At 61.9% G+C, this 399-nt stretch carries 1 pseudogene; it reads left to right on the top strand.

The window, feature by feature from the left end:
- Nucleotides 1-23 precede the first annotated feature (23 nt).
- Nucleotides 24-399 (top strand): annotated as a pseudogene (locus tag DPV79_RS43990) (hypothetical protein); the annotation flags it as partial.

Consider the following 399-nt stretch of genomic DNA (forward strand, 5'->3'; position numbering starts at 1 on the left):
TCGTCAATGTTGCCCCGGGTGTAGTGAGCGCGACCAGCACGGACGCCACCAACGGCCAGCAGCTGTATTCGTTGTCGACCTCGACTTCGACGGGGATCAGCACCGCGCAAAGCGGCGTGACATCGCTATCGACGGCACTGTCTTCGACGGACAGCAACGTCGCCTCGTTGTCGACGGGTCTGTCGACCACGAACAGCAACGTGAGCTCGCTGTCGACGTCGGCTTCGACGGGCATCAGCACGGCACAAAGCGGTGTGGATTCGCTGTCGACCGGTCTGTCGACGACGAACAGCAACGTGAGCTCGCTGTCGACGTCGGCTTCGACGGGTATCAGCACGGCGCAAAGCGGTGTGGATTCGCTGTCCACTGGTCTCTCGACGACGAACAGCAGTGTGGGTT

It is taken from the genome of Burkholderia reimsis (assembly GCF_003294055.1).
GTDB classification, from domain to species: domain Bacteria; phylum Pseudomonadota; class Gammaproteobacteria; order Burkholderiales; family Burkholderiaceae; genus Burkholderia; species Burkholderia cepacia.